The sequence below is a fragment of the Bacillus sp. 11C genome (assembly GCF_055486375.1).
This window is the reverse complement of record NZ_JBUPVZ010000004.1, coordinates 95,193-118,235: the sequence shown is the minus strand read 5'-3', so window position 1 is coordinate 118,235 and position 23,043 is coordinate 95,193. Positions and strand designations below refer to the sequence as shown.

At 46.8% G+C, this 23,043-nt stretch carries 2 protein-coding genes (1 of these 2 cut by a window edge); both read left to right on the top strand.

The genetic code is table 11. The features are described from left to right. Positions 1-9,386, top strand: the 3' portion of a protein-coding gene (locus tag ACY3LV_RS07590) for an amino acid adenylation domain-containing protein (protein WP_464863604.1). Its footprint begins 5,752 nt before the window's first position; the window shows 9,386 of its 15,138 coding nt (coding positions 5,753-15,138); its start codon lies beyond the left edge, outside the window; its stop codon occupies positions 9,384-9,386. Further along, complete coding sequence (locus ACY3LV_RS07585) at positions 9,370-23,043, top strand: type I polyketide synthase (RefSeq protein ID WP_464863603.1); 13,674 nt, start codon at positions 9,370-9,372, stop codon at positions 23,041-23,043. The genes ACY3LV_RS07590 and ACY3LV_RS07585 overlap by 17 nt, the downstream gene beginning before the upstream one ends.

The following is a 23,043-nucleotide window of genomic DNA, read 5'->3' as shown; positions in this document are numbered from 1 at the left end:
TTTCTCATAAGCTCGGGCTGAAAGGGCCAAGCTATTTTGTCCATGCTAACTGCTCATCGTCCCTGATTGGAATGCATTCTGCCTATAAAAGCCTGCTGTCGGGTGAATCTGCTTATGCTTTAGTTGGCGGTGCTACGCTCCATACCGAGTCAAATATCGGATATATGCATCAGCCGGGACTGAACTTTTCGAGCGACGGACATATTAAAGCTTTTGACGCATCAGCTGACGGAATGATAGGCGGTGAGGGTGTTGCCGTAGTATTGCTGAAAAAAGCGGCTGATGCTGTAAAAGACGGAGATCATATCTATGCTTTGCTGAGAGGCATAGGTGTAAATAACGACGGCGCTGACAAAGTCGGTTTTTATGCTCCAAGCGTCAAAGGCCAGGCTGATGTGGTGCAAAAGGTCATGAATCAAACGAAGATACAGCCTGAAACCATCCGCTATGTGGAAGCGCACGGAACCGGAACGAAGCTTGGAGATCCAATCGAGCTGGCGGCTTTAACGAACGTTTACCGGAAATATACAAATAAAACGCAATTTTGCGGCATTGGGTCGGTCAAAACCAACATCGGACATTTAGATACAGCTGCCGGTCTGGCGGGCTGCATTAAGGTCGTGATGAGTCTTTATCATCAGGAGCTGGCACCGAGCATCAATTATAAGGAGCCGAATCCAAATATAGATTTAGCCAACTCTCCTTTTTACGTCGTCAATCAAAAGAAAACGTTAAGCCGTGATATCAAAACGCACAGGGCTGCACTTAGCTCGTTCGGGCTAGGCGGGACAAACACTCACGCCATTTTTGAACAATACAAAAAGGATTCTGATAAGAGAAAGATAGACGGGACCTGTATCATACCGATCTCGGCAAAAAATAAAGAGAGACTGCAGGAGTATGTACGAGATATTATGGCCTATTTGGATAGAAAAGGGCTTGAGAACGAACAGCTGCCTGATTTTGCGTATACCCTTCAGGTCGGGCGGGAAGCGATGGACTATCGCGTTGCCTTTACTGCCGATCATGTGAATGAGTTAAAACAGAAGCTCACAGATTTTATCAGCGGAAAAACAGTGATTGAAGGCTGTTTTCAAGGAAGTCAGCAGAATTCCAGGGAAGTTTCATGGCTGACGGAGGACGAGGACAGCGCTGAACTGATCCGTAAGTGGATGGCCAAAGGAAAAGTGAACAAGCTTGCGGAAATTTGGAGCAAGGGAGCATATATGGATTGGATTCAGCTTTACAAAGATGAGCGTCCATACAGAATGAATCTGCCGACATATCCATTTGCAAAGGAACGATACTGGCCGTCTCAGGCTGACCGCAAGCCGTCGAGTCATATATCCGGAGATCAGACAGAGACCGGTTCCATTCATCCGCTGCTCCATCAGAATACATCTGATTTTTCTGAACAGAAATTCAGTTCGGTTTTCACTGGTGAGGAATTCTTTCTGAGAGACCATGTGGTAAGAGGAAAGCCGGTGCTCCCTGGTGTTGCATACCTAGAAATGGCACGCGCGGCTATCAAGCAGGCGGCAGGAAGCGATAATGGCAAAGGGGTCAGAATCAGATTGAATCATACAGTCTGGGTTCAGCCTGTTGTGGTTGACAATCATTCGGCTCAAGTGGATATCGGTCTCTTTCCTGAAGAAGATGGGAAAATCACTTTTGACATTTACAGTACACAGGAAGACGGGGCCGACCCGGTTATTCATAGTCAAGGCAGTGCGGAGCTGGTATCTGCCGCCAAAACGCCGGTCGCAGATCTCACTGAAATATTACGCCGCTGCGGCAAAGGAAAGATGTCAGCTGATCAATTTTACGAAGAAGGCAGAAGCAGGGGGATGTTCCATGGTTCGGCCTTCCAAGGAATTAAGAATGTGAATATAGGAAACAAAGAGGTTTTGGCGCAGCTGCAGCTTCCAGAAATCGTTTCTGGAACGAAGGAACAGTTTGTGTTGCATCCAAGTATCATGGACTCCGCCTTGCAGACGGCAACAATATGCATCATGCAGGAATTGACGGATCAGAAGCTGATTTTGCCATTTGCGCTTGAAGAGCTTGAGGTGATCAATCGATGTTCGTCTTCTATGTGGGCTTATGCTCGTTTAAGTGACAGCCATCACTCCGAGGATATTGTTCAGAAAGCGGATATCGATGTCATTGACGAAAGCGGAGATGTATGTGTCAGGATCAAAGGGTTCTCCACGAGAGTATTGGAAGGGGAGGTTCACTCATCAAAGTCTTCACCGCGGCATGAACGCTTAATGCTCGAGCCGGTATGGAGAGAACAGAATGGCGGATTTGTGGACGAAGACCTTTCATTCGCAGAGCATATCGTTGTTCTCTTTGAAACTGAACGAAGTGTCATAGACAGCCTTGCATCAAACATGAAGGATGCCCGTGTCATAACTCTGGATGAAGCTGAAGGGCATATTGCAGAACGTTATCAGTTATACGCGCAGAACGTGTTTGAGCTCGTGCAAAGAAAGATCCGTGAGCATTCTGCAGGCCGTGTTATCATTCAAGCCATCGTTCCGCTGAATAAAGAGAAACAATTGTTTGCTGGTGTTTCCGGTCTGCTTAAAACAGCTGAATTAGAATTCAGCAAACTTACAGCTCAGGTCATCGAGATTGAGAAGCCTGAAGAGATGAATGATCTTCATTTCAAGCTGAAAGACGACTGCCGGAGGCCTGCTGATAAACAGATTCGATATGAGGCTGGAAACCGCTTTGTGAAAGGCTGGCGGGAAATGGCTCTGCCTTCCGCTGATGACCATCATATGCCGTGGAGAGACGAGGGCGTTTATCTCATCACAGGCGGAGCAGGAAGCTTAGGCCTTCTGTTTGCAAAGGAAATTGCCGATCGAGCCGTTCGATGCACCATTGTGCTGACAGGACGCTCTGTTTTAAGTGAGCGTAAGAAAAATGAACTGGAGACTCTGCGAAGCATGGGGGCGGAGGTTGTCTATCGAGAGACTGATGTCAGTGATCAGAGAGCGGTTCGGCGTCTCATGAAGGAAATCAAAGAAAAGTATGGCACACTCAACGGAATCATTCACGGTGCAGGCAGCATTAAAGATCACTTCATCGTTCAAAAATCGAATGAAGAGTTTCAAGAAGTGTTGCAGCCAAAAGTAAGCGGATTGTTACATGTAGACGAATGCAGCAAGGACTTTCCATTGGACTTTTTCATTTTATTCTCATCTGTTTCCGGAAGTTTAGGAAACGCTGGACAAGCTGATTATGCGGCAGCCAATACGTTTATGGATGCATTTGCTGCATACCGGCGTTCCCTTGCGGTATCAAAGAAGCGATTCGGCTCAACCATTTCCTTTAACTGGCCGTTATGGGAAGAAGGCGGTATGCAAGTCGGCGCTGAAGTTGAACAGAGAATGCTGAAAACCATGGGAATGGTCCCGATGCCAACAGATAGCGCCTTGGAAGCATTTTATCAAGGAATAGCATCTGATAAGCCGGAAGTTTTTGTGATGGAAGGACAGCTTCAGAAAATGAAGCAAAAACTGCTTTCTACAGGAACGACAGCCAAACGGAAAGAGCAGAAAAACGCAGATCAGGCTCACGGTCAAATTCAAAAATTAGAAGCGTCTTTGATTCAAATGGTTGGAGCGATTTTAAAAGTAAACAACGACGATATCGATGTCAATACAGAGCTGAGTGAGTACGGATTCGATTCGGTTACATTTACGGTCTTTACAAATCAGATCAACGAAGCATACCAATTGGAACTAACCCCGACCATATTCTTTGAATATGGAAGCATCCAAAGTCTGACTGAATATGTAATGACATCGCATCCGGGAGAATTGAATCAAGATGCTGCTGTTAATAATACAGATGAAACGTCAAGCTCATTTCACCGTTTAAATAGCCTGAGAGCATCATTAGGCAACATGGTCAGTGCGATCTTAAAAGTAGATAGTGAAGATATTGATGTCAATACAGAGCTGAGTGAATACGGGTTTGATTCGGTTACATTTACGGTCTTTACAAACAAGATCAACGAAACCTATCACTTGGAACTAACGCCGACCGTTTTCTTTGAATATGGAAGCATCCAAAGCCTGGCTGAATATTTGATAGATGAATTTGAGGAGACTTTTGTTCAGGAGAGCGCAGAATCAGAGGGGCAAGAAGAGTTACAGACAATATCTCCTGAAGTTCCGAAAAGTACAACGCGCAGAAAGCACCGCTTCAAACAGCCCGTTATTGCAAAAGAAGAAACAAGCAAGCAGACTGCCGATTTTGAGCCGATTGCAATTGTCGGCATCAGCGGCCGATTTCCTGGCGCTATGGATATAGATGAATTTTGGAGAAACCTTGAGGAAGGCAAAAACAGCATCACAGAAGTGCCAAAAGATCGATGGGACTGGCGGGAGCATTATGGAAACCCTGACACTGAAGCCAATAAAACCGACATCAAATGGGGCGGATTTATTGATGGTGTCGCAGAGTTTGATCCGTTGTTTTTTGGTATTTCGCCGCGGGAAGCCAATTATGTAGACCCTCAGCAACGTCTGTTAATGACGTATGTATGGAAGGCGCTGGAAGATGCAGGGTGCTCGCCGCAAAGCCTTTCGGGTACAGGGACGGGTATCTTTATCGGTACTGGAAACACAGGTTACAAAGACCTATTCCATAGAGCGAATCTTCCAATTGAAGGCCATGCGGCTACAGGTCATATGATTCCTTCGGTTGGCCCGAATAGAATGAGTTATTTTCTGAATATCCATGGTCCGAGTGAACCTATTGAAACAGCTTGTTCCAGTTCTCTTGTAGCCATTCACCGTGCTGTGACGGCGATGCAAAGCGGCGATTGTGAGATGGCAATTGCAGGAGGCGTAAACACGATCCTAACCGAGGAGGCGCACATTAGCTACAGCAAGGCTGGCATGCTCAGCAAAGAAGGCAGGTGTAAAACCTTCTCCGCCGATGCCAATGGTTATGTCAGAGGCGAAGGTGTCGGAATGATCATGCTGAAAAAGCTTGCAGACGCGGAGCGCGACGGAAATCATATTTACGGCGTTATTCGGGGGACGGCGGAAAATCACGGCGGAAGAGCCAATACCCTGACATCACCTAATCCGAAAGCACAAACTGATCTGTTAGTGCGTGCGTATCGACAAGCAGGCATAGATCCAAGCACGGTCACATATATCGAAGCCCATGGAACGGGGACTGAATTGGGGGATCCGATTGAAATAAACGGGCTGAAAGCTGCGTTTAAGGAATTATCCAATAAGAGAGGCGGCAGCCAGCCGGACATTCCGGATCACCGTTGCGGCATCGGCTCAGTTAAAAGCAATATCGGACATTTAGAGCTTGCCGCAGGTATTTCAGGTCTGATCAAAGTGCTGCTGCAAATGAAGCACAAAACGTTAGTGAAAAGCCTGCATTGCGAGACGCTTAATCCTTATCTTCAGCTGGCTGACAGTCCGTTTTACATTGTTCAGGAAAAACAGGAATGGAAGGCTGTCACAGATCGTGACGGAAACGAGCTTCCGCGCCGTGCCGGAATCAGTTCATTTGGGATTGGCGGAGTAAACGCACATATTGTGATTGAAGAATATATTCCAGATGCCAATTCAAAACAAATGGCATCAGAACAGCCAAACATGATTGTGCTGTCGGCTAAAAATAAAAATAGGCTAATGGATCGTGCTTCGCAATTGCTGGAGGCGATTCGCAAGAAAAAATATACAGATCAGGATTTGCACGGCATCGCTTATACCCTGCAAGTCGGGCGAGAAGAAATGGATGAGCGTCTGGCGTGTATTGCGGGGACGATGCAGGAACTTGAAGAAAAACTGCAAGCGTTTGTTGACAATAAGAAAGAAACCGAAGAATTCTTCCGGGGACAGTCTAATCGAAACAAAGAAACCCAGGCTATTTTTACAGCAGATGAGGATATGGCGATGGCAATTAATGCTTGGATCAGAAAAAGAAAATACGCCAAACTTGCGGATCTATGGGTCAAAGGCGTGGCGATCCAGTGGAATACATTATACGGCGAGACCAAACCGCGCTTGATCAGTCTCCCTTCATATCCATTTGCGAAGGATCACTATTGGGTACCGGCAAAGGAACATTCAGAACCGGAGAAGAAAGAACTAGTTAATGCTAGTGAAAAGCGCATTGCATGTTTTTTGACAAAACAATGGAGGTTGAGCCCGGTTGGCTCAAAGGTACCGGGGACTCGGACGGTTGCCATCCTGAGCAATCCAGAGACAGCAGATTTGGCTGCTGAAGTGTCTGCTTATTTTCCGAATCATCTCTTATTAGATGTGAGCCGGTTAGACGGTAATCAGTCAGACATCGATTGGAAACAGTTTGGCGGCCTAGTAGATGTCATCGGCTGCGGTGAAGAAGATGAAGGCCGGCTGGATTGGATTGAATGGGTGCAAAGGCTGATTGAATTCGGGCATAAAGAGGGGCTCAGGCTGCTTTGTGTGACGAAGGGACTGGAATCGTTCCAAAACACATCCGTCCGGATGGCAGGCGCCTCGCGGGCTGGTTTGTATCGGATGCTTCAAAGCGAGTACAGCCACCTTACATCAAGACATATGGATGCAGAGGAGGTTATTGACCATCATCGCCTCGCGAAGCAGATCGCAGATGAGTTTTATACGGACTCCCATGATGCGGAGGTTTGCTACAGAGACGGTTTGCGGTACCAGGCCTTTCTAAAAGCGCATCCTGAAACAGGTAAGGGAGCCGATCAAAGCATGGCCTTCCCGAAAGATCATGTACTTTTCATTACAGGCGGGACGCGAGGCATCGGGCTATTATGCGCACGGCATTTTGTGAAGCACTATGGAGTGAAAAAGCTGGTGCTGACTGGACGAGAGCAGCTTCCTCCGCGAGAGGAGTGGGCTCGTTTGGAGACAGCAAACACATCCGCGGCACAAAAAATCAATGCAGTCCGGGAACTGGAAGCACAGGGTGTGCAAGTGCAAATGCTGCCGCTTCCTTTATCTGATGAGGCTCTTGTTGAGCAAACGCTGCAACATATCAGGAAAACCTTAGGGCCGATTGGCGGTGTTATTCATTGCGCAGGTCTGACAGATATGGATACTTTGGCCTTCATCCGTAAAACGGCCGATGATATTCAGCGGGTGCTGGAGCCTAAAGTGGCTGGGCTGACAACACTATATCGCCACGTGTGTAACGAGCCATTACAGTTTTTTGTACTATTTTCTTCTGTTTCAGCCATTATTCCGCAGCTTTCGGCGGGACAAGCAGACTATGCTATGGCAAATAGCTATATGGATTATTTTGCAGAAGCACATCAGAAAAATACGCCGATCATCAGTGTTCAGTGGCCGAATTGGAGAGAAACCGGTATGGGTGAAGTAACAAATCATGCATATCGAGAAAGCGGTTTGTTGAGCATTACGAATTCAGAAGGATTGCGTTTTTTGGATCAAATCTTATCTAAAACGCTCAAACCGGTTGTTCTCCCTGCGGTGGCGAATCAAATAAATTGGGAGCCGGAGCTGCTGATGAAGCGGAGAAAACAGCATGAGGACGGTTTACGCGAATTGACTTTACAGAGCCCGCTGGTCAAAGACATCGATGGGACCGATGAAATTTTCAAAAATGATGGACTATTATCTGAAACACAGTCCTGGCTGGTTGATTTGTTTACCGAAGAGCTGAGAATTGAACGTGAAGATTTCGAGATTGATGGCTTATTTCAAGATTATGGAGTGGACTCAATCATTTTGGCACAGGTGCTTCAGCGTATAAACCGTAAACTAGAAGCAGCGCTCGATCCATCTATTCTATATGAATACCCGACAATTCAAAGGTTCGCAGATTGGCTGATCGGCTCTTATTCCGAAATGCTGTCCAATCTATTCGGAGGCGGGATATCGGATACATCAGCACCTTTGGAGAACAAAACGGAGGCAGGTATTACCGGCCCTGCGGAAGATCGTGCTTCTGCCGCCCAGATAAAAGAGCCAGTAACTCTTTCACTGGATTCTCATACAGAAGATATTGCTGTCGTCGGGCTGTCTTGTCGCTTTCCCTCTGCAGATACGCTGGAAACCTATTGGTCGTTATTATCTGAGGGGCGTTCGTCAATCGTCCCGGTTCCGGCAGAACGCTGGGGCTGTAAAACACCATATTATGCTGGCGTGATTGATGGCGTCAGCCATTTTGACCCTGATTTCTTTCTGCTTCATGAAGAAGACGTAAGGGCGATGGACCCGCAAGCATTACTCGTATTGGAAGAGTGTCTGAAGCTCTTGTATCACGCCGGATATACTCCTGAGGAAATAAAGGGGAAGCCAGTCGGCGTTTATATTGGAGGAAGAAGCCAGCACAAACCTGATGAAGAGAGTCTTCACCATGCGAAGAATCCGATCGTGACAGTCGGCCAAAATTATTTAGCGGCTAATATTTCACAATTTTTCGATGTCCGCGGCCCGAGCGTTGTAGTAGATACAGCCTGTTCATCAGCTTTGGTCGGCATGAATATGTCCATTCAAGCTCTGCGCAGCGGTGATATTCAATCTGCTTTAGTCGGCGGTGTCAGCTTGTTAAGCTCAGATGCCTCTCACAGGCTATTTGACCGGCGCGGCATTTTAAGCAAGCAATCATCCTTCCATGTGTTTGATGAGCGTGCTGACGGAGTTGTGTTAGGTGAAGGCGTCGGAATGGTCATGTTAAAAACAGTAAAACAGGCGCTGGAAGACGGAGATACCATATATGCTGTCGTGAAAGCGGCCTCGGTCAATAATGATGGTAGAACGGCAGGACCGGCAACACCTAATCTGGAGGCGCAAAAGGAAGTCATGAAAGACGCGCTTGCCAAAAGCGGGAAAAAACCAGAGGACATCAGCTATCTTGAAGCAAACGGGTCAGGTTCAATGGTAACCGATCTGCTTGAACTGAAAGCGATCCAATCGGTGTACCGTTCCGATCACTCATTGCCTCTTTCTCTTGGCTCAATAAAGCCGAACATCGGGCATCCGCTATGTGCGGAAGGGATCGCCAGCTTTATTAAGGTTGTACTGATGCTGAAAGAGCGACGCTTCGTCCCATTTTTATCAGGTGAAAAAGAGATGGCGCATTTCGATCAACAGAAAGCGAATATCACGTTCACCCGAACGTTGGAAAACTGGACAGATTTGCAGCCTGCTGCGGCCATTAACTGCTTTGCCGATGGGGGGACGAATGCTCATGTCATCGTAGAGGCGTGGGAAAAAGATGAAAAACGCGCTATCAAGCGCAGTCCGATATCGCCTCCCCAATTAAAGAAACGGGCGTTTTCGCATGGCGAGTCAAAGCCGGAAGCGGAGACCTTAAAAATGGATGCGGCAAACATATGGGATACTTATGAGGTGGAGGTCTAACGTGAAAAAAATAACGAAACAACTCACATTATCGTTAAAAAATCCGTTTATATATCACCATGTGGTTTACGGACAACATGTCCTTCCGGGATTGGCCTATATCGATATGATCTACCAGATATTCAGAGAACACGGCTACACCTGCTCAGAGCTTCAGCTGCGGAATTTATCCATCTATCAGCCGCTGACGGTGGGACAGGGTGCGGTAATCGCTCTCGATATCGAATGTGCGGAGACAAAAAAAGGAAAGTGGCAAATCACAGCCAAAGGCATTGAAAAAAGTGAAGGGAATGAAGCTTCAGAAGAAAAGCTCTATATGAAGGCTGATATGCATACCCACTCTCCTGCTGTTTTTGAAGAAACTCTGGATTTCAACCAGATCCAAGCAGCTGCGCAGAACGTTGTTCAGCTTAATGATGTATATGAACAATGCAGACGTCAGGAATTGGTGCACAGTGAATATATGAAAGCGAAAGGCTGCATTCATGAAGGGGAAGACGGCGTCCTTCTCGATCTTTCTCTCGGCTCGGAAGCCATGCAGCATGCAGAAGGCTTTATGTTTCATCCGACTCTCATAGACGGGAGCGGGGTGGGTGCCAACAATCTGCTCACATCTTTGCTTAAAGGGGAACAGAGGCTATATTTGCCTCTGTTCTATGAATCCTTTTCCGCTTCAGCACTTTTGCAGACACATTGCATGACCAGAATTAAGCGTTCCTCTGTCCGTCAGGAAAAAGAGCTGATTTATGTAACACTTGAATTTTTCAATGCTTCCGGTGAAAAAGTAGCTGAACTGAAAAACTTCACAAGCAAACTAGTGCGTGAAGCAGAGCTGATTAGCGGAAAGCATCAGGATGTACAGGAGAAACAAGAGACAGGAAAGGACGCAGCCGAGCATACTCAAGCTGCAGATACGGTATCTTCATCCGGCAGTATGGATACCTATGGCGGGGCTGAACAGTTTGTAAGCCAATTAATCGCAGACAAAATAAATAAACCGATCGAACAAATTGAAAAGCATGTCGGCTATTACCAAATGGGATTGAATTCATCAGGCTTGCTTGAAGTGGTAGAAACGATCAGTGACAAGATCGGTGAGAGCCTTTCGCCGACTCTCCTGTTTGAGCATACCACCATTGCGGAGTTGTCAGCGTTTCTTACCGAGGATTATGGTGAGCATTTTAGTGCCGCTGGTTCCCTTGATCAAATTGAAAGAGAACACGTCTCCAATAGCATAATCGGCGCTACAACTGCCGAAGGACGGAGGACAAGCGGACGGACAGACTCTTCTCGTGTTGCATCTTTTGAGCAATCGGGCGACATTGCGATTATCGGCATGGCGGGCAGGTATCCGAAGGCAAACAATATTCATGAATTTTGGAACAATCTGAAAGAGGGTAAGGATTGCATTAGCGAAATTCCTGAGTCGCGCTGGGATTGGCGGCGATTTGAAGGAATCACATCTCCTTCAGGTAAGGACATTTCCAAATGGGGCGGATTTATTGACGACCCAGACTGCTTCGATCCTCAATTTTTCAGAATCACGCCGAGAGAGGCAGAGACAATGGACCCTCAGGAGCGGCTGTTTTTAGAAACCTGCTGGGAAACGATTGAGGATGCAGGCTACATGCCCAAGACTTTGGCCAAACCTAGAGGACGAAACAAAAGGCAGCATGTAGGTGTTTTTGCGGGCGTCATGCACAAGGATTATACATTAGTCGGCGCTGAAGAAGCATCAGCGGAAAATGTGTTTCCTCTCTCGCTCAACTATGCGCAAATTGCCAACAGAGTGTCTTACTTTTGTAATTTCCACGGTCCGAGTATGGCGGTTGATACGGTATGCTCCTCATCTCTGACCGCTGTACATCTGGCGCTGGAAAGCATTCGTCACGGTGAATGCGATGTCGCGTTAGCAGGCGGAGTGAACCTGTCCCTGCATCCTAATAAATATATGACATACGGGGTCTGGGATATGTTTTCCACTGACGGGCACTGCCGTACATTTGGCAAAGATGGAGACGGTTATGTACCGGCTGAAGGGATCGGTGCAGTTTTATTAAAGCCTTTGCACCAGGCGGAGGAAGACGGAGATCGCATTTATGCCGTCATTAAAGGAAGTGCAGTGAATCATGTGGGCACTGTAAGCGGCATTTCAGTGCCGAGTCCAGTTTCTCAAGCTGACCTTATTGAGGCATGCTTGGAGAAAACGGGAATTGATCCGAGGACGATTAGTTATGTGGAAGCGCATGGAACCGGTACGTCCTTAGGAGATCCGATCGAAGTTCAGGGGTTGGTAAAAGCATTCCGTCAATATACAGAGGATCGGCAGTTCTGTTCGATTGGTTCTGTTAAGTCAAACATCGGACATGCTGAATCCGCCGCGGGCATCAGCGGTTTAAGCAAGGTTGCCCTTCAGCTTCACCATCAGACTCTCGTGCCTTCTTTGCATTCAGAAGAACTAAATCCGTACGTAGATTTTGAAAAGTCTCCATTTTATGTACAGCATGAAACAGCAAAGTGGAAGCTACCTGTTATTAGGGAAAATGAGAAAAACATCCCTTATCCGCGCCGGGCGGGTATCAGTTCCTTTGGGGCGACCGGTTCAAACGCACATATTATCCTTGAGGAATATATTCCTCAAACAGCGGAGCAGGGCGTTTCATTGCCGTCAGTTTCTGGCATGCCCGCTGTTATCCCGCTTTCTGCCCGTAATCAAGAACGTCTTCGTGTATATGCAAAACGTCTCTTGGATTTTCTTCATGATGGGATTCAGATTAGAGATTTGGCTTATACATTGCAGGTGGGCCGTGAACCGATGGAAGAGCGGGTTGCTTTTGCAGCAGCCGGCATTCAAGAATTGACCGGACAATTGAAGGCTTTTGCAGAAGGGCGCGAAACGATTCAGCGTTGCTGGATGGGGCGAATGTCAAGAGGAAGTGATTTATCGCTTTCCGCCGAAACGGTACATAAATCGCTGGAACAAAGAAATCTCGATCTGATTGCGGAGCAGTGGGCCAACGGAGCTGCGATTGACTGGACCCTTCTTTACGAAGGAAAGAAACCAAAGCGGATCAGCTTGCCGACATACCCTTTTGAAAAGGTGCGTTATTGGGTGCCTAAAGCAGAGACAGTGACTCGTCTATCAAAAGGGGAAGGGCATGTCCTTCATCCTCTTCTGCATCAAAATGTGTCTGACATGTCGGGAGTACGCTTCCGTTCAACGTTCACAGGACGTGAATTTTTCTTTAAGGATCATGTCATTAAGGGCGAGCGGGTTTTACCCGGTGCAGCTTTATTGGAAATGGTTCGGGCGGCTGTCGAAAAGGCAGCTGGAGATCAGTTCCCGACAGGATTCCGGCTTCGGAACATTGTCTGGGTTCGGCCGTTTGCCTTCACAGAACAGCGAGCGGACATACACATACGTTTATATCCTGAGAAAAATGGTGAGGTTGCATTCGAAATCTGCCAGGAGCCTGAAAGCGCAGAGAAGGCGCCGGTTGTATACGGACAAGGGAATGCAGTGCTTTGTGAGGCTGATGAACCTCCTGTAATAAACATTGAAGAACTGAAGGCAAACGATAATGAGCAGATTCTGTCACCTTCTGATTGCTACGAGGCTTATGAAGAAATGGGCATTGATTATGGTGACAGCCACAGAGCGATCGATAGCATATATGCCGGCAAAAACGGAGTTCTTGCGAAATTGACGATGCCGCTTGTGATCTCCGGTACGCAAGACCATTATGTCCTGCATCCGAGCATGATAGATTCGGCATTTCAAGCATCTATCGGTTTGAGGCTGGGACACATTACGAGTTTAGCAGACAGAAAGGCGATGCTGCCTTTTGCCATACAGGATGTCCAAATCTTCAAAGGCTGCGAGATATCTATGTGGGCGCGGATCACATACAGCGAGGGCAGTGCAGCTGGGGATCGCATGCAGAAGCTTGATATCGATTTGTGCAATGAAGAGGGGCAGGTTTGCGTGCGAATGAAGGGCTATTCTGCAAGAGTGTTAGAAGCAGATGCAGAAGATCCTTCTGAGACAATTGACACGCTGCTGTTTGAACACGTTTGGGAAGAAAATGCTCCTGCCGAGGAGCAGGGGTTTATAGTATCCGAGACACATAAAGTCGTTATCTGTGATTTTGGAGAACAACTGGAAAGCATCCGAAATGATCTTGACTGTACAGTATTGCAGCATTATAAAGAGGCAATTGATGAACGGTTTGAAGTGTATGCCGTACAGTTATTTGAAGAAATCAAGCAGCTGCTGCAATCGAAAACCGGGGGACATACATTCATTCAAGTGGCGGTGCCTGTGTTGAACGAGCCGCAGCTATTAAGCGGCTTAACCGGACTGCTCAAAACGGCTGAACTGGAAAACCCCAAACTGACTGGACAGCTGATTGAATTAGATACCGAGATGTCTAGTAGTGACCTAATCGAAATATTGGAGGAAAACAGACGCTGTCCGCGTGACACGCATATTCGCTATTGGCGAGGGAAACGGTTTGTAAGCAAATGGAAAGAGGTTGCTGGCGAGCACTTAAGTGACATGCCATGGAAAGATAAAGGTGTTTATCTGATTACAGGCGGTGCAGGTGGCCTTGGCTTCATCTTTGCAAATGAAATCGCAAACCAAACGAATGATGCTGTTGTGATCCTGACAGGACGCTCTCCGCTCAATGAAAGGAAGCAGGAGCAGCTTCAAGCCTTACAGAAAGTTGGTGTTCAAGCGGTTTACAGACAAGCGGATCTGACAGAGAAACGAGCTGTTAATGACTTATTAGAAGAGATCCAAAACGTTTACGGAGGCTTGAACGGTATCATTCATAGCGCCGGTATGATAAAAGATAATTTTATTATTAAGAAAAAGAAAGAAGAAGTTCAAACCGTGCTCGCTCCAAAGGTAGCCGGTCTGATTCATCTTGATGAAGCAACGAAAGATATTCCGCTCGACTTCTTTATCTTTTTTTCCTCAGGTGCCGGAGCAGTGGGAAGCGCGGGGCAGGCTGATTACGCAATGGCGAATGCATTTATGAATGCATTCAGCGAATATCGAAATGGCCAAGCAGCGCTGCACAAACGTTATGGAAAAACTCTTTCGGTATGCTGGCCGCTGTGGAAAGACGGGGGGATGCATATTGATGCTGAAACTGCGAGGATGCTGACAAAAGAAACAGGCATGGTGGCCATGGAAACAGGGCATGGGATTCAGGCATTATACCATGGCTGGGCGTCAGGAAAGCCGCAAGTATTAGTGGCTTCCGGTGTTGCTAATCGGATTCGTGCATTTTTGTATGAAACGGGACATGGTCAAGGTGAATCCCAAAATACGAAAAAAAGAAATGGCAGTCAGGATACGGGAAGAGCAGACATTGTCCTAGGAGTCGATGAAGAGACATTGAGAGAAAAAGCGGAGAATTATGTGAAACAAGTGCTTTCTTCGGTTATCAAGCTGCCGGCCGGCCAGATTGATGCTGAAGCTCCTCTCGAGGATTATGGGATCGATTCTATTATGATCATGCATGTAACAGGTCAATTAGAAAAAGTATTTGGGTCTTTGTCCAAGACATTGTTCTTTGAATATCAGGATATTCGGTCATTAACCCGGTATTTTATTGATTCCCACCGAGAAAAGCTTCTGGACATCTTGGAAATTGAAACAGACAAACCTTCCGCTGCGGAAAATAGAAAAACAGTTTCAGAGCCTGAAAAGAGAGAAATTTCAGTTGCCCAAAGAAAGCCCGGATTCTTTCCTTTGCAAGAAAAAGGGCAGAAGCAGTCAAAAGAAAAGGAAACAGAGGAAATTGCAATCATTGGTATCTCTGGGCGCTATCCTCAGGCAGACAACATCAATGAATTGTGGGAAAACCTGAGGGACGGGCGAGACTGTATTACGGAAATTCCTGAAGACCGCTGGGATCATAGTCTATATTATGATGAAGATAAGGATAAGCCTGGAAAAACCTACAGCAAGTGGGGCGGCTTTATGAAGGATGTAGACAAGTTTGATCCGCAGTTTTTCCATATTTCACCGCGTGAGGCAAAATTAATGGACCCTCAGGAGCGGCTATTTTTGCAGTGCGTGTATGAAACGATGGAAGATGCAGGATATACAAGAGAGCATCTCGGCCGTAAGCGTGATTCGGAGCTTGGCGGAAGTGTCGGGGTATATGTCGGAGCCATGTACGAAGAATACCAGCTGTATGGGGCGCAAGAGCAGGCGCGGGGCAGGTCTCTGGCTTTAACAGGAAATCCATCATCCATCGCGAATCGGGTATCGTATTATTTTGATTTTCATGGGCCGAGTATTGCTTTGGACACCATGTGTTCTTCTTCTTTAACCGCTATTCATTTGGCCTGCCAAAGCTTGCAGCGCGGAGAGTGTGAGGCGGCATTCGCGGGCGGCGTGAATGTTTCAATCCACCCAAATAAATATTTGATGCTCGGGCAGAACAAATTCATGTCCAGTAAAGGCCGATGTGAAAGCTTCGGTGAGGGCGGAGACGGCTATGTGCCGGGAGAAGGCGTAGGAGCAGTGCTTCTTAAGCCATTGTCTAAAGCCGTTGAAGATGGCGATCACATATATGGAATCATTAAGGGGACTGCCATTAACCACGGAGGAAAAACAAACGGTTACTCAGTTCCAAACCCGAATGCCCAAGCAGATGTGATCAACAAGGCGTTTGTGGAAGCGAAGATTGACCCGCGGACTGTCAGTTATATCGAAGCGCACGGCACGGGAACCTCACTTGGAGATCCGATTGAAATGACAGGGTTGTCCAAAGTGTTTACGCAACGAACGAATGACAAACAATATTGTGCAATAGGCTCAGCCAAATCAAATATGGGGCACTGCGAGAGTGCGGCAGGTATCGCAGGCTTAACCAAGGTATTACTCCAAATGAAATACAGGCAGCTTGCGCCTTCCCTGCATTCAAACGTGCTGAATCCGAATATTGATTTCCTTAACTCACCGTTTAAAGTACAGCAAGAGCTAGAAGAATGGAAGAGGCCGATCGTTTCTGTCAATGGAAAAGACGTTGAATATCCGAGAATCGCAGGCATCTCTTCATTTGGTGCCGGGGGAGTAAACGCCCATATTTTAATAGAAGAGTATGTTCCGAAGTCTGAGCAAGATCGTTCGCCAGCGGGGAAACAGCCGGCTGTCATTGTGCTCTCCGCAAAAAATGAAGAAAAACTTCAGAAACGGGCGGAACGATTGCTGCATGCCATTCGTGAACAAAGATATGCTGAAGCAGATTTGCACCGAATCGCCTATACCCTGCAAGTCGGACGTGAAGCGATGAATGATCGCCTGGCGTTCGTTGCTGAAACGATGCAGGAGCTTGAAGAAAAGCTGACTGAATGTATTTCCGGTACAGAAGATCGTGAATATATCTTTCGAGGACAAGTGAAACGCAACAAAGAAACCATTGCCGCTTTTGCCGCTGATGAAGATATGTCAAAAACAATTGAGGCATGGATGCAAAAAGGAAAGTACACGAAGGTGTTAGACCTTTGGGTAAGAGGCTTACGTATCGACTGGAACACGCTCTACCAGGATCAAAAACCTCGGCGCATCAGTTTACCCGCCTATCCTTTTGCAAGAGATCGCTATTGGGTAGAAGTTAATGCAACAAAGGCTGAGGAAAAAAGAACAGTGGAACCACCCGTTCCGGTACAGTCCGTCATTCAAAAGCCGTCTAAAGCCAGGGAAGCCAGCGGCAAGCCTGCCAATATCACGTTACAGCCTTTAACAGCCAATCAGGATCGTTTGCAGCGAGCAGCATCTCCGCTTCCATTAGGTACAGAAACAGAGACGATCTCGGCGGAAGAATTGTGCAATGAACTGACGGCTAGCTTAGCGGAAGTGCTGTACATGGCTCAAAGCGAGGTTGATCCAGACGAAGCATTCATAGATATCGGAATGGATTCAATTACCGGGCTCGAATGGATAAAAGCCATAAATAAACAGTATGGCACATCACTAAATGTCACCAAGGTTTATGATTATCCGACAACACGTGATTTCGCTGTTTACTTAACACATGAGTTAAGCACACAAGCTGGAAAGAAAACAGCAGAAAGCGATGCTCCGAAGCAACCGGAGACGTATGTGTCGATGAAACAGAAAACAGCAGCACCTGCTGCTAAACCGGATAATATCTCCCTGCAGCGGTTAGAGCACCATCAGCCGTTGCAGGAGGAACCTGCAGCAACCATTCGATATGCAGCAGCTAAAATATCCGCATCAAGCCAATATAATGGGGCAATTGAAACGCTGCATAAAGAATTTAGAGAAAGCATAGCAGACGTGTTATTTATGGAGCCGCACGAGGTGGATATTGATGAAGCGTTCATAGATATCGGAATGGACTCGATTACCGGGATCGAATGGATAAAAGCGGTGAATAAGCAATATGGCACGTCTTTTTCAGTCACTAAAGTGTATGATTATCCAACGATACGTGATTTTGCCGAGATGCTAAAGTCTGAGCTTGGAACGCATCTTAATAGAAAACAAGAAATGAAAGATCAGCATGAGGTCTCTGAAGCTGTTAAACAGCCGGCAGAGCGTCCGCTTCAGTCCGTTCAATACCCAATAAAGAAAGAACCTGAGAAGAAACCGGCTCCTATTCATCAAGATCACCGGGAGGATGCAATAGCGATTGTCGGGATGTCGGGAAGGTACCCGGGCGCCAGGAATGTAAGAGAGTATTGGGATAACCTGGTTCATGCGAGAAATGCGATTCGGGATATTCCAACATCACGGTGGGATATTGACAAATTCTATGATCCTGCCCTGAACAAAAAAGGGAGAGTCTATTGTAAATCAATGGGGATGCTTGATGATATTGAACATTTTGATCCGTTGTTTTTTAATATTCCGCCATCAGAAGCTGAACTGATGGACCCGCAGCATCGAATATTTTTGCAGGAAGGCTATAAAGCCTTTGAGGACGCTGGATATAACGCCCGAACATTAAATGAGAAAAGATGCGGCGTTTATCTCGGCATTATGAGCAATGAATATGGGGTCATGCTGAATCAGCAGGCAAGGGCAAATGCCACCGGTAACAGCTTTGCGATCGCCGCGGCGCGTATTCCGTATTTTCTTAATTTAAAAGGGCCTGCAATTCCTATTGACACCGCATGTTCATCTTCATTGGTCGGCACACATTTAGCGCGACAGGCACTCATAAACAAAGAAATTGATATGGCGCTGGTCGGCGGTGTCAGTTTATACCTGACGCCGGAATCTTATATCAGCATGTGTGAGGCCGGCATGCTTTCACCTGATGGGCAATGTAAAGCATTTGATAATGGTGCGAATGGTTTCGTGCCCGGCGAGGGTGCGGGTGCGCTGGTACTAAAAAGGCTGAAAGATGCAGAAGCGGACCGTGACCATATTTATGGCATCATCATTGGCTCAGGTATTAATCAAGACGGGAAAACAAACGGAATCACGGCACCGAGTGCGAAAAGCCAAATGGATCTGGAAAGAGACATATACGAAACATACGGCATACATCCTGAGAGTATCAGTTATGTAGAAATGCACGGCACCGGAACAAAACAAGGTGATCCAATTGAATTAGAGGCTCTGTCCACCGTATTTCAAGAAAAAACAGACAAAAAGCAGTTTTGCGCAATCGGTTCCGTCAAAAGCAATATTGGACATACATCTGCGGCGGCAGGAGTAGCCGGTGTTCAAAAGGTGTTGTTGTGTATGGACCGCAAAACGCTGGTGCCGACATTGAACTTCACGACACCGAATGAGCATTTTCAATTTGAACATTCGCCTTTATATGTAAATACAGAGCTGAAGCCTTGGGAATCGGCCGATGGAAAACCGAGAAGAGCCTGTGTCAGCTCTTTCGGATATAGTGGGACGAATGCCCACATTGTGTTAGAAGAATACCAGGCTGAAAAGAGGAATGATCGACTGACAAAGCAGCATCATTCAACATTATTTGTACTCTCAGCGAAAAAAGAGCAGCAATTGAAGGCCTATGCAAAAGTAATGAAAGATTTCGCGAATTCAAATGAAGAAATCAATCTGGAGGATATGGCGTATACACTTCAGACGGGCCGGGAAGCGATGGATTATCGGATGGCGTTTTTGGCGGATTCCAAAGAAGCAGTTATCAAAGCTTTAGGTGATTATTTAGCGGATGTGCCAAACAGCAGCATATTTTCCGCTCACGTAAAAACGAAGAAAAGCGAAATCAAGCTGTTTGAAACAGATCATGATGCCAAAGCATTGCTGCAAACATGGATAGAGAAGAAAAGGCTTGATAAGGTGGCGGAATTATGGGTGAAAGGATTACAGGTCGATTGGAACGGGTTTTATGGAGATCACAAGCCTCGCCGAATCAGTCTGCCTGCTTATCCGTTTGCAGAAGAGTATTACTGGCTGCCAAATGAAGAAGACAAGCCTGAAAACAGTGGTTTGGCAGTGCCTTACTCCGAGCCGAATACTAAGCATTGCTTTCTGCACAAGCAGTGGCAGCACTGTCAGATTGAACCGGCAGAACGTACGAATCAAACCGTTGCCATATTAGCAAACGAGGAGACAATGGCATTAGCGGAAGAGCTTTCGAAGTATTTCTCGAATTACCGTATATTTAACAGTCAAGAGCTCGATCATGTATCTTCTGCTGACTTTGAACATATCTCTGGAGCAGTCGATCTGATCGGTTGCGGAACGAGCCATGAGCAATCTATAAGCTGGATAAACTGGCTCCAAAAGCTAATCGAACAAGGATGCACAAGCAAGCATCATTTGACGATCTTGGGTGTAACGAAAGGACTGGAGTCTTTCGAAAATAAAGCTGTTCATTTATCCGGTGCTTCACGAGCCGGTTTGTACCGCATGCTTCAAAGCGAGTACAGCCATCTTACATCAAGACATGCAGATATGGAGTCTGCAACTTCTCATGAGGAGCTGGCCAGACTGGTTGCAGACGAGTTTTATGCTAATAGCACAGAATCTGAAGTCTGTTATCGAAACGGCCAGCGGTACCGCGCATATTTGGCAGAGCAATCAGCAGATACAGCCGGTCTTTATCATAAACAAGTATCGTTTTCAGCAGACAAAGTCCTGCTTATTACAGGCGGGACAAGAGGTCTCGGTTCGTTGTGTGCCCGGCATTTTGTGAAAACATACGGCGTAAAGCGCCTGGTCCTCATCGGCCGAGAAGAGCTGCCTCCGCGTGACCAGTGGAATTCAGTAAAAAATGTCTCGTTCGCGGAGAAAATAAACGCCATTCAAGAGCTAGAAGCCATGGGTGCGGAAGTTCAAGTGCTGTCTCTGGACCTGACCGATTCGCTTGCCGTTGAACAGAGCCTGAAGACCATACACGAAACAATGGGGGAGATTGGCGGAGTCATCCACTGTGCCGGGAAGGTGAACAAACATAATCCGGCATTTATCAGAAAATCGCTCGAAGAGATTGAACAGGTGCTTGAACCGAAAGTCGAAGGCCTGCAAACGTTGTTTGATTTGCTGAAAGACGAATCATTGGCGTTTGTTGCCTTGTTTTCATCTGTATCAGCGGCCATTCCTGTTCTTGCAGCCGGACAAGCTGATTATGCGATGGCGAATGCTTTTATGGATTATTTTGCAGAGGCCCATAAAGAGAGATGTCCAATTGTCAGCATTCAGTGGCCTAACTGGAAGGAGACCGGTTTAGGTGAGGTTCGAAGCAAAGCTTTAGAACAGACTGGATTGGTGAGCTTGACAAACGGTGAGGGATTACAGCTGCTGGATCAGATTCTATCAGATACACGGCATGCTGTCGTACTGCCGGCGATCCCGGATACAAACGTATGGCAGCCGGACAAACTTATACAGCCTGTTGAAGCTCTCTCACCTCCTGAGACGAAAGAGCAAGACAGCACTCACAACCTGTTCGGTGAAACAGTCGAATGGCTCGTAACTCTTTTTTCAGATGAACTGAAGATCGCAGCTGAAGACTTTGAAACGGATGAGCCTTTCCAAGAATACGGAATCGACTCGATTATCTTGGCTCAGCTGGTACAGCAGATGAACCAAGCATTAAACGGAGACATTGATCCATCAATTTTGTTTGAATATCCGACAATAGAATCCTTTGCAAGCTGGCTCATATCAAAACATGACGTATCAGCTGTTTTACACCGAAACGTTTCTGAGAAACAGACACCTGTCAAGGCGCGATCGTCAATAAAACAGGCACCCATGCCAGAACAGCAGCCGCAACAGACCAGTCATGAGAAAACGGCGGGTCTTGCAGAAGATATCGCCATCATCGGACTTACTTGCAGATTCCCTGAAGCGGAAACACTTGAGGCATACTGGGATTTAATTCGGGATGGACGGGTTGCGATTAAACCTGTACCGCCTGAACGATTCGGGCACTCCAGCTCGAATTACGCGGGCCTCATTGATAATATAAATCGATTCGATCATGATTTCTTCATGATGTCCGAGAACGATGTCAGAGCGATGGACCCTCAAGCTTTGGCTGTATTGGAGGAAAGCCTGAAGCTGTGGTATCACGCAGGCTATACGGAAAAAGAAGTGAAAGGCATGAAGGCTGGTGTTTATATAGGAGGCCGCAGCCAGCACAAGCCTGATCCGTCCAGTCTTTCAAAAGCAAGAAATCCGATTGTGGCTGGCGGACAAAACTATTTAGCAGCTAACATCTCACAATTTTTTGACTTAAGGGGACCAAGTATTGTGCTGGATACTGCTTGTTCCTCTGCACTGGTCGGACTGAATATGGCCATTCAAGCTCTGCGGAGCGGAGATATTGAGGCAGCGGTTGTAGGCGGCGTCAGTTTGCTTGATGCTGATGCGCATCATATGTTTCAGGAGCGCGGACTTTTATCTGACAAACCGTCATTCCATATTTTTGATAAGCGGGCAGACGGTGTCATTTTAGGAGAAGGCGTGGGTATGGTTCTCGTCAAAACCGTCAGCCAAGCACTCGAAGACGGAGATTCCATATATGCAGTCATTAAAGCCGCTGCTATTAACAATGACGGAAGAACGGCAGGCCCATCTTCACCGAATCTCGAGGCGCAAAAGGATGTCATGCAGACAGCGCTTGAAAAAAGCGGCAAAAAGCCTGAAGAAATCAGTTATCTCGAAGCGAATGGCTCGGGATCAGCGGTGACAGATTTACTTGAACTGAAGGCGATTCAAGCCATTTACCGTTCCGGTTCAAAGGCGCCATTAGGGCTGGGATCAGTGAAACCTAACATCGGCCACCCTTTATGTGCAGAAGGAATAGCGAGTCTGATTAAAGTGGCTTTAATGCTGAACCATAGACAATTGGTTCCCTTCCTGTCAGGTGACGAAAGCATGGCGCATTTTGATATAGAAGAGACCGATTTGTATTTTTGTAAATCACAAGCCGAGTGGAAGGAGACAACACCGGCTGCGGCAATCAATTGTTTTGCCGATGGCGGCACGAATGCCCATTTGATTGTGGAAGCCTGGAAAGAATCGGGTGAGCGTTTAATTAGAAGAAAACCTTTGCTTCTGCCGGAATTAAGCCGGCAGCCCGTTTTAACAGAACCATCAGCTCAAACTGTGCAGAAAAAAGTGCTTTCAGACGCAGGGGCTCCGAAAGAAATGTTTTGGAAAACTTTCAAATAA

Excerpts from the sequence above, each read along its gene's own strand:
- ACY3LV_RS07585 (WP_464863603.1), top strand. The coding sequence starts at position 9,370 with ATGAGGTGGAGGTCTAACGTGAAAAAAATAACGAAACAACTCACATTA.